The organism is Microcoleus sp. B3-A4 (assembly GCF_036705385.1).
GTDB lineage: Bacteria > Cyanobacteriota > Cyanobacteriia > Cyanobacteriales > Microcoleaceae > Microcoleus.
On sequence record NZ_JAUBUI010000028.1, the window covers coordinates 62,446 to 72,938 of the forward strand.

A 10,493-nucleotide genomic window follows, 5' to 3' on the forward strand; every position below is an offset into this window, starting at 1 on the left:
GGTTAATTTTTTCCCGCTCCCTAGATAGTCAGAACGTCACGCAGCTTATATTTGAAAAATCCTGCTGCAGATTGGCTCGGCAAACTGGCAGATTAGATAGTCAGGACGACACGCGGCTTATAATTATTAAAAACCAAGGAGAAGGCTAAAGCTTTATGAATAATTTATCTTTCTCAAAAAACACCCTCTTAATTGTAGATGATAATCCTACAAACTTAGGTGTTATATTTAACGTTTTAGATGAGGCAGGACTAGAAGTTTTAGTAGCTCAAGATGGAGAAAGTGCGCTGCAAAAAATAGAATATGTCACCCCAGATTTAATTTTATTAGATATAATGATGCCGGGAATTGACGGATTTGAAACCTGTTCTCGACTGAAAAGTAACCCGTCAACTTCAGGAATCCCGATCATTTTTATGACAGCTCTTGGCAACACCGATCAAAAAGTCAAAGGTTTGAGCCTTGGGGCTGTAGATTATATCACTAAACCCTTTCAAAAAGAAGAAGTATTAGCTCGAATTCAAGTTCATTTAGAGTTGCGAAACTTGACCAAAGATCTAGCAAGCAAAAATCAATTACTCCAAGAAAAAATTGAAGAAAAAACGACTTTAGAAAAAACTTTACAACAATTGAATCAAGAATTAGAAAAACGAGTTGAGGATCGAACCTCTGAACTAAAACAAGCTCTACAAACCATACAACAAGCTCAACTCCAATTAATCCAAAGCGAAAAAATGTCTACCCTCGGTCAATTAGTGGCTGGAGTGGCTCATGAAATTAATAATCCAGTAGGTTTTATCAAGGGAAACCTGAATCATGCTGAAACTTATATTCAAGATTTATTAGAAATTGTTGATCTTTATCAACAACAGTTGCCATCTCCAGGTGCAGCGATTGCCACTCGTGCCGAAGAAGTGGATTTAGAGTATCTAATAGAAGACTTACCCCAGCTTATTTCATCCATGAAAATGGGCGTAGAACGTATTCGTCAAATTAGTGTATCTTTAAGAACTTTTTCCCGCCCTGATAGTATATCAAAAGTAGAAGCTAACCTGCATGAAGGGATTGACAGTGCCTTACTAATTCTACAACATCGATTAAAAGCAAATGATCTACGCCCGAAAATAGAAGTCGTTAAAGGATATGGAAATTTACCTCTAGTACCGTGCTACCCCGGACAGATAAATCAGGTATTTATTAACATTATTGCTAATGCCATTGATGCTTTAGAAGATTCTCTTGTAAAGCAAAATTTGGCAGAAACTCAAGCAAATCCCAGACAAATTATGATTTGCACTGAAGTTGACCGCCAGCGAAATATTGCCATGATTCACATTAAAGATAACGGTTTGGGAATGCCGGAAGAGGTACGCACTCAAATATTTGATTATCTATTTACAACCAAGCCAGCAGAAAAAGGTACGGGATTGGGTTTATCAATTAGTCATCAGATTGTTGTAGAAAAACATTGTGGTCAACTGAGTTGCTTTTCAGAACAGGGTGTTGGGACAGAGTTCATTATTGAAATTCCTTTAGCCTAAAGGGAGAGCCTAGGAATTAACGAATTTATGGGAGACTAAACCGACAGAGCAGGGAACGTCTCTACTTGGTCAATGAGACCCTTCATTTAGACGCGCTATATAGCGGTTCACAGCAGGATTTATCAACGCCATTGGAGAAATGATGATTTTCATCCCCGCAGTTCCCCCAGCCCATCCATAAAAATTAAGAGAAGCCGCTAGGACTTACACATTGACAAAATGTTTATATTTTATATAACTGCCCCTAGAGGCGATCGCTATTTCCAGAGCAGACAGAATTCAGTAAAATTACTCAAGTTGTCATTGGGAGCAGAAACATTAGACATCTCCCCAAAAGCTGAATCATCTACTGGGACACAATTGTGCAGAATATGCACAGCCAGTTGACTTCACCTCTATTTGACGACAGCATCAAGATGAGAAGCAATTCTACTTCTCTACTGCTGTTGCGTTGCTAAACCTTCTGCTTTTTGGGCGAGCGATCGCAGCTTTGAGGAACTGATTCTATGCGCTTGTGAGATTTGCTGCTGAATTTCGTAAGGGTTAATTGTGATGCTAGCGGACATCTGTTTCACATCTCAATACTGTTGTTATTAAACCATTTATCAAAACTCATGCAACATTTGTCAGGGTTGATACAATGTAGTATTGTCCCTTTTTTCAATGCTATTGTAGCGAGTTTTTTCGCAAATGGTATTACTTTTTTACAAATCCCGATGAGTAAAGTCCTTCGCATCCTTCCCTACATAACTCGCGGCAACATGGCCATCTCCAACAACTCGATACTTATAGGTAATTAACCCCTCTAAACCCACAGGCCCGCGAGGTGGCATTTGCTGCGTGCTAATCCCCACTTCTGCACCGAAACCGTAGCGGAAACCGTCGGCAAATCTAGTCGAACAATTGTGATAAACTCCGGCCGCATCGACTCCATTTAAAAAAGTTTCGGCGGCTTCGCTGTCTTCGGTGACAATTACATCTGTGTGTCTCGAACCGTAAGTATTGATGTGATTAATTGCCTCTTCCACAGAATCTACTATTTTGATTGACAAAATCAAATCGCTGTATTCTGTAGACCAATCCGCTTCATTTGCTTCGGCAATATTTTCGAGGATGGCGCGAGTTTTTCCGTCTCCCCGCAATTCAACTTTTTTCTGCTGCAAAGCTTCGGCAACAGCGGGCAGGAATTTGGGGGCGATCGCACTGTGAACTAACAAGGTTTCAATGGCATTGCAGGCGGCTGGATACTGAGTTTTTGCATCTACAGAAATCTCTACTGCTTTCTGAATATCCGCCGCTTTGTCTGCGTACAAATGACAAATTCCGTCGGCGTGTCCTAACACGGGAATCCGCGTGTTTTCCTGCACGAACCGCACGAAGGAATTAGAACCTCTGGGAATAATCAAATCTACATATTCATCCATTTTCAGCAGTTCGATTGTTTCTTCCCGCGTGGTGAGCAACTGCACGACTTCTGGATTAACCGCAGTTTCTGCTAATGCTTGATGGATCACTTTTGTCAATATTTCGCAGGAACGGACTGCCTCTTTGCCGCCTTTGAGAATGACGCCATTTCCCGATTTGATTGCCAAGGATACTATCTGAATTAACGCCTCTGGGCGCGCTTCAAAAATAATGCCTAAAACGCCCAAAGGACAGGTGATGCGCTTCAGAATTAATCCTGTATCCAATTCACGGTGGATTTGCACGGAACCTACGGGATCTGGGAGTTTCGCAACATCTCGCACGCCTGCGATCGCACTTTTCAACTTGCTCTCATCCAACTTTAGGCGATCGTACAGCGGTTTCGCAATTCCATCCGCCTCAGCCGCCTTGCAGTCAGCCGCATTCGCCGCCACAATATCCGGCGCAGCAGCTTCTAAAGCTTTCGCAATAGCTTCAATAGCTTGATTTTTGGCATTAGCGGACAAAACTGCCAATTTTCTAGCAGATACGCGCGTTTTTTGGGCAATTTCAATAATAGACATGGCAGTAACTTTTAAATAGTTTTGATTGTTCGGTTTTGAATTTTGAGTTTTGAATTGAATCCGCACAAATAAATTTCGGGGCAGTTTCCAGTCTTAACAATTCTAGAGGAAATTCTATATTTTTGTTGAGACCCCTTATAGCAATCCGCATTAACAGGTTACAACAGTGAAGTATAGATAAAATCCCACGGTCATTTCCATTTGTCAATAACCTTTGGAGAGTATTATGTCATCTCACACCCCTTTACGCAAGGCAGGGCGATCGCGCAAAGCCGGCGTTAAACTGATACAGAAAACTGGCCCAAATCTCGTTTTAGCTTCCGGCGTCACCATCAGCCTGCTGTTTGGTATGGTGTTAGCCCTATCTTTAGCCTCTGTTTTGATTCTCAACAGTCCCGATCCAGTCGCCGGATTGGCGATCGCACTTCCGATTACCCTGATTTTTAACATCGCTGCTTTTTTCCTATCCCCTTACTTGATGGATTTAAGCCAAAATTGGCTATACCATACTCGCTGGGTTTCCCTAGCAGAAATAGAAAGCCTAAGTCCCGAAACAGCGAAAGTTATTCAGAAGGTTTGCAAGCAAAAAAAACTCCAGCAGCCGCGTTTAGGAATTATCGACGACCAAAACCCTACTGCGTTTACTTACGGTTCATTTCCAAACAGCGCTCGTTTAGTCGTCAGTCAAGGTCTTTTTACCTATTTAGACGACGATGAAATTGCCACTGTTTACGCCCACGAACTCGGTCACATCGTCCACTGGGACTTTGCAGTAATGACTTTAGCTTCGACTTTGGTGCAGATTACTTATTTAATTTACACTACAGCTCAAAAAATGGGTCGGAGTGGTGGTGAAAAAGCTAAAGATGCGGCGGGTACTGTAGCTGGTGTTGCTTATTTGTTTTACATCGCCGGCACTTATTTATTGCTGTATTTGTCGCGGACGCGAGAATATTTTGCCGATCATTTTGCTGCCGAAACTACTGGCAACCCCAATGCTTTGTCTCGCGCTTTGGTAAAAATTGCTTACGGTATTTTGGAAGAAGGACAAAGGGCAACAGAACCCAGCCGCTTATTAGAAGGAACTCGCGCTTTAGGCATTTACGATGCCAAAGCTGCCACATCTACTGGCACTGCTTACAGGATTTCTTCGGAACCAGAAAAGATTGGGCGAGTGTTTCTGTGGGATATGTTTAATCCCTGGGGTTGGTGGATGGAGTTGAACTCTACTCACCCGCTGACTGGTAAACGAGTGCGCGCTTTGAGCACTTATGCCGAACAATTAGGCTTGGATATTGAGTTTGATATGGGCCGGATTGTCGGCGAAGGCAACGATTTGAGCAAGCGGAGATTGTACGGCAATTTTGTGTTCGATTTACTCCTGTACAGTGCAGAAACTCTGGGGTTAGCTGTGGGTTTTGCGATCGGCATTTCCCTGTATGCTGTAAACCCGATGATGATGGTTGCTTGTCCTTTAATCGCTTTGGGTGCGGGAATTTTGCTGAAGACTTTGGTAATGTTCCCCAATTACGAAGAAGCAGAACACTTGGATGTTTTAACCTTAATGTCTGACCCTTACGCAAGCCCTTTGCGGGGTCAACCGGCGCAACTGCAAGGCGAATTAATTGGTCGCGGCGATGCGGGTTATAGCTTCGGTTCTGATTTGAAATTGCAAGACAGAACGGGAATGATTTATCTGCGCTATGCTTCTCGTTTTGGGCCAATTGGTAATTTGCTGTTTGGCATGAAACGGGTTAAAAGTTTGATTGGAATGGATGTTAGCGCTTTGGGTTGGTTCCGCCGGGGTGTTGCACCTTGGATGGATTTGATTCAGCTTGAAAGCGATAGCGGTACGACGGTTAAGAGTTATCACCGCTTCTGGTCTGTTGTGATGGGGATAGGGGCGATCGTTCTTGGTATTGCGGTGCTATTTGTTTCATTTCCAGCTTGAAAGTTGAACGGAATAAAGTTTTTACTACCAACAGGTTCATAGTAAAGACTTTATTCGCCTTAAGTCAGGGTTAAGGAGGAAAGCATTCGTGCCAACATAAGCAGTTGATAGATTAACCTCTTCCTGATTAGAATCCCTGAGTGTTAAACCAGGGGCTTAACTGATGACTGAGGATTGTTAGGGGGTTGAGCTGATTTGAATTCCCGTGTGGAAGACAATTGCTTCAGGTCGATGAATACCGAAAATTTGCTGGTATCTAACAACCCCGAATTAGGCTGTTTTTTATTCTGCCATTTTTGACCTATAGCACAAAGTTGGCACATGATTTTAGCTCTTTTTGATAATGTAATAGTTGTTCTGAAAATCATGGGCTAGTTGCTTGATTTCAACGCTGCTAAACCCAGCTTCACTCAACATTTGCAGCGCTTTTTCTTGACCCCACATCGCGCCCAATCCCATGCCGCCGTAGGCTAAAGAAACAGTCATGCAGTGCATACAAGAAATGGTGTACATCAAGGGTGCAATGGGATGTTCCATGTTGCCATCTACATCCGTGGTGGCGCGGATATCTTGCATCAGGTAAACGCCATCGGATCGCAGCGCATTGTAGATGTTTTGCAGCACAACATCTGGTCTGGCTTGATCGTGAATTTCCGCACACCAAACGCGATCGAAGGGAATCCCAGCTTTACCGTGGGCTTCTCGAATCACTTCCGCATCGGGCGCCTTCAGTTCGCACACCACACGAGTTTTATCCAGCGACGCATAGCAACACACCCATTCAATACCTCGTTCCTGATAGCAGGGTAAAATTAATCGCTGGGCTTCCTTCCACTCTTCATCGGTGAAGCCATTCGGATAGCTTCCTTCCCACACCTTGAGGATTGGTTCGTTCCATACAGGTGGCACACCTTCAGGTTCAATAACTTGGGCTGTCCAAACCTTGCTAAATCCAACATCGGCTTGGCGATAAGCTTGTCGCACAGACTCTGCATCTGGTGCCTCAAAGGTGCAAATCATGCGATCGCGATCGGCTGATAGTAAAGAGTAGCGCCACGTGCCATTTCTTGCCTCAAGACAATCCAAAACTCGCGTATCAGCTAACATTTCTGCGGTTATGGGTCGATCGGCAACGGTTTCAACTTTGATAAGAGACATAATTACTTCCTCTTAATTAGTAATGACTGTTGACTGTTAACTGTTGACTGTTAACTAATGACTCATGACTAATTGTAGCGATTGAGGATTTTCCACACTCTCACCCCAATTTTTTCAGCGCCTCGCACTGGACAAAGTGAGCGAGTTGTCACCCCCCCCAGCATAAACGTGGGTACAGTCTGCTCTACGCTCGCATTCTCAGCCAATCTGTAAATGATAGTGCGATCGCACAAAAATATCAGAAAATTAAGTTCTTGCCTGATGGATCTCTTGAGCAGTCCTCAATCCAGATACTAATGCACCCTGCATCCATCCCTTCGCAGTAGAAGTGTGTTCTCCAGCAAAATAGACTTTACCTTCCGACCGTCCAAGTTCATCAAAAAACCTTTTTTCTTGCTCTTCAGTCGGGTATGCCCAACCTGACTTCGACCAAGGGTCTTTAGCCCAAGAATAACTGGTCGTCTTGCCCTGATAAGCAGTTACACCAGGGAGAATCTTTTCCCATCGCTGTAGTAATTGAGGGAATTGTTGGTCTGGGGCGAGGGCATCCATAGCGAGGGCATTTTCCCCTTTCAGATAAGCCTGCAAAATGCCTGTTTTTCCAGGAAAATCCCAAGTGGAGTGCCACAGTTCTTCAACACCATCATCAAACACCCCCCAACCATTCAATCCTTGTTTTTCCCAGAATCGTTCGGAGAATTCTACAAACATTCGTGTTGCTGAGCGATAGTTATAACCCCCACCTATAGCAAGCTGTTTTTGAGATGATAGTGGAGGCTGAAAATTGATCGATTCCAAGACTGGCAAGGGAACAGTACATAGCACGGAATCTCCAGTGTACTGCTGTCCTGATTGGCACAAGACTTGAACCCCTGAAGAAGTTTGTTCAATGCGAGTAACCGCAGAGCCTAGATGAATTTTATCAACTAGAGCGGTAGCAAATGCTTGTGGCAATCGATCTGAACCTCGATCAATTTTAGTCAATTTTAATCTGCCTGCTCCTGGTATATTTTTAGCTAATTCATCAGCAGGAATAAGAAGACGTTGCCCCTTTTTAACAGAAATGTAAAGCCCATCTGGTGGGGAAAAAGGCTTTAGAGTCAAGCCAAAATGTTGAGCATAGCCAAGTGTTAAATTGTGAGTAGACGGAATTCTTGCTGCTCCCGCTTCTACGAAATGATTCTCACTAAATTTGTCTCGCAAGGTCAAAACTCTCCCTCCTACTCGCTCGCGGGCTTCTAAAACCGTTACGGTATGACCTACTGCTGCTAACTCGTAAGCGGCAACCAAACCAGACAACCCCGCTCCGACGACGATCACTTTCTGAGAGGATAGTCCTTTTTCTAATGCTCCTGGAGTTCGGGAGTTTTGGGCTTTAACTTGAGCATGGGCTATTGCGGCACCAAACGTTACAGCGCTACTTAATAGAAATTGACGGCGATTCATTTTAAACATAGCAATCTAGCCAATAATTACTGTAATACTAAAGTTTGGCATAATTTAGCAAAAAAGGGGAATATGAAGCAATTATCAAACAAGCGGAAGAGTTTAAAAAAATTAGATGAGGGATATGAAGTAAAGTAAAGTTCGCTGTGATGAACACCATCCCTAATTGCAGTTCGCTACAACTAATGACTAATAACTAATGACTAACTAAATCTGTTCGATCGCCCGATCGACAGCAGTACGGGCGCGGAAACTCAGCGCGGCGGGATCGATGCGATCGCGCAGCGATTCAAACCGCGCAATCGCCCCTTCTCGATCGCCCAAAGCTAAAGCACCCTGAATCAAAATTGCCCACGCCAGAGCAATCTCGCTGGGATGATCGACCGTCTGAGCAGCTTCTAAAGCAACTTCAGCGCGGGCTGTTGCTAAAAGAGGTCGATCGCACTCTAAATCGACTTGAGCGGCCCCAATCAGCACGTAAGACAGCATCCGTTTGGCATCCACCTGCTGCAAAGTCGCGATCGCCCGCTCCAAAGCAGCATCGGCACCAGTTGGCTGAAGCTGATAGTTTGCTAAAGCTAAAAGTGCCTGGGCGATCGCACCTTCACTGCCTTCGCCTTGGATTTTGGCGGAGACGATCGCCATTTCCTGACAATAAGGCAATGCCGCCGCCGGATCGCCCGCTTCCAGTTCCGTCATCGCCAAATAGCTGAGGTTATAAAACTCGCACCAGCGATCCTGGTGGACCGCAGCCAATTGCCACGCCTGTTGCAACAGAGTTCGCGCTTGGTCATAGTTCCCGTGATGGCGCTGTACAGCCCCCAACCCTTGGGCAATTCCGATGTTTTTAGCGCCAACTCTCCCCGCCAGGGACTGCGCCTCCAGCAACAATGCTTCTGCCCGCGTCATTTCCCGTCCAATTTCCGCCAAGCAAGACCCGCTATATACCAGCAATCGCACGGCAGTATCTGGACTCGATGCCCGACTTACCTCTGCTGCCCGCAGCGAGTGTTGGTGAACGTTGGCGAAGTTGCTGCGATCGAAATGCAGGATCACCAATGCCTCAAGTCCCGTGGCTTCTGCTTCTTCTAAACATAGAGCATTGGCTTCATCGATTAAGCGGTGCACCTCGCTGTCGAGTTGAGCAACTCGATCGCCCGTAACGCCTGCGATCGCGCTAACCCGCAGCAATTTTAAATGCAGTTGAATGCGAGTGCGATCGTCAAGTCCTTGACACTGCTCGATCCCAAGCTGAGCCAATTCTGATGCTTCCGTGTAAGCAAACAATTTCAGGCAGCGTTCGGCGGCACAGTAGGCGCTAGACGCGGCCAATCCGCGATCGCCCCCGATGGCCGCGTGACGGGCAATATCGCCAGCCCAGGCGTTGTCTGGTGTGGAGAGTTGATGCAACTTATGGGCAATTTGCAAATGTATCAAATGGCGGCGCGGTTGTGACAACTGCCGGTAGACAGCCTGACGCACAATATCGTGAGCAAAGTCATAGCCCATTTCGTCGCCGAGAGAGGCGCTGGGACGGATAATGGTTTGTTGTTCGAGCTGTTCGATCGTCGCGAGCAATTTGGGCAAGGGATAATCTGCCACCTGAGCCACGGCTGTCGGTTTGAAGCTTCGCCCCAATGCTGCCGCCCAAGGCAAAAATTCGCGAGCAGCGCGATCCAATTGCTGCAAGCGATCGCCGATCAAAGCTTCCAAATCGTGTCCGCGAGTGGAGCGATCCTGGCCTTGGGCGCGGGCAACCTCCAGCGCAAATAGGGGATTTCCCCCACTGTCAATAAATACACGATTCACAACTTCTAAAGACAAATTTGTCCGATCGAGCGTTGAAACACTGCGAATCAGTTCAGCCGTTTGTTCTCGATCCAAAGGATGCAATTCCAGGCTTAGCAGCCGTCGCTCTCGTCTCAGGGCCTGCACCACCCGCCAGATGGCTGAATTCTCCTCTATAGCACAATACGGTTTACTTAAGGCTTGGGAGGCTTTAAGATATTAAAAACAGGAGGATTCATTTTTATCGGGACTTAAACAAATTTTAAGCCCAAACAAAGCCTAAACTGGCTTTATAAGCGGAGAATACGTCCCAATTTTGGTTCAACCATTTCACAAACCTAAAAGATATGGCTGTCCGAAATGCTTCGAGTGCATCAGTAAAAGTGTTTAAAGATTTGTTTGCCCATTTACGCCTTAATCCTCCTGTTAAGGTATGCCAGAGAATGAAAGTGTAGGCACAAAACACCATAATCAAATGTCTTTTAAGGCTGGTTTCATCTCTGATTTGATATTCATTTAACCCCAGCCAGCCCTTGGCTTCCCCATAGAAAACTTCGACCCAATTTCTTTGTGAATAAGTTTTTACTATCCACTCCTCTGTCGCTGTTGATAAGTCAACAT

The 10,493-nt window shown here is 45.2% G+C and carries 7 protein-coding genes and 1 pseudogene; 2 read left to right on the top strand and 6 right to left on the bottom strand.

What is annotated here, in order from left to right:
- The first annotated feature begins 155 nt into the window (after positions 1-155).
- The gene (locus QUB33_RS13760) at positions 156-1,541 is read left to right on the top strand and encodes a response regulator (protein ID WP_333351191.1); all 1,386 of its coding nucleotides are present in this window, start codon (positions 156-158) and stop codon (positions 1,539-1,541) included.
- Positions 1,542-1,978: 437 nt separating this feature from the next.
- Here the strand turns inward: QUB33_RS13760 and QUB33_RS13765 are convergent, their stop codons facing one another.
- Both QUB33_RS13765 and QUB33_RS13770 read right to left on the bottom strand, forming a co-directional pair.
- Entirely contained in the window at positions 1,979-2,107 is a 129-nt protein-coding gene (locus tag QUB33_RS13765) for a hypothetical protein (RefSeq protein WP_333351192.1), read from the bottom strand.
- Positions 2,108-2,245: 138 nt separating this feature from the next.
- Entirely contained in the window at positions 2,246-3,529 is a 1,284-nt protein-coding gene (locus QUB33_RS13770) for a glutamate-5-semialdehyde dehydrogenase (protein WP_333351193.1), read from the bottom strand.
- A 226-nt stretch (positions 3,530-3,755) separates the two neighbouring features.
- On the opposite strand from QUB33_RS13770, the gene QUB33_RS13775 reads away from it, so the two are divergent.
- On the top strand, positions 3,756-5,480 hold the full coding sequence (locus QUB33_RS13775; protein ID WP_333351194.1) for a zinc metalloprotease HtpX: 1,725 nt from the start codon (positions 3,756-3,758) through the stop codon (positions 5,478-5,480).
- Positions 5,481-5,807: 327 nt separating this feature from the next.
- On the opposite strand, the gene QUB33_RS13780 is transcribed toward QUB33_RS13775, so the two are convergent.
- From QUB33_RS13780 to QUB33_RS13795, 4 genes and pseudogenes are all read right to left on the bottom strand, one after another.
- On the bottom strand, positions 5,808-6,638 hold the full coding sequence (locus tag QUB33_RS13780; protein ID WP_333351195.1) for a DUF4242 domain-containing protein: 831 nt from the start codon (positions 6,636-6,638) through the stop codon (positions 5,808-5,810).
- Between the two features lie 246 nt (positions 6,639-6,884).
- Entirely contained in the window at positions 6,885-8,093 is a 1,209-nt protein-coding gene (locus QUB33_RS13785) for an FAD-dependent oxidoreductase (protein ID WP_333351196.1), read from the bottom strand.
- Between the two features lie 198 nt (positions 8,094-8,291).
- Entirely contained in the window at positions 8,292-10,022 is a 1,731-nt protein-coding gene (locus tag QUB33_RS13790; protein WP_333351197.1) for a hypothetical protein, read from the bottom strand.
- A gap of 112 nt (positions 10,023-10,134) precedes the next feature.
- Positions 10,135-10,493 (bottom strand): annotated as a pseudogene (locus tag QUB33_RS13795) (IS701 family transposase); the annotation flags it as partial.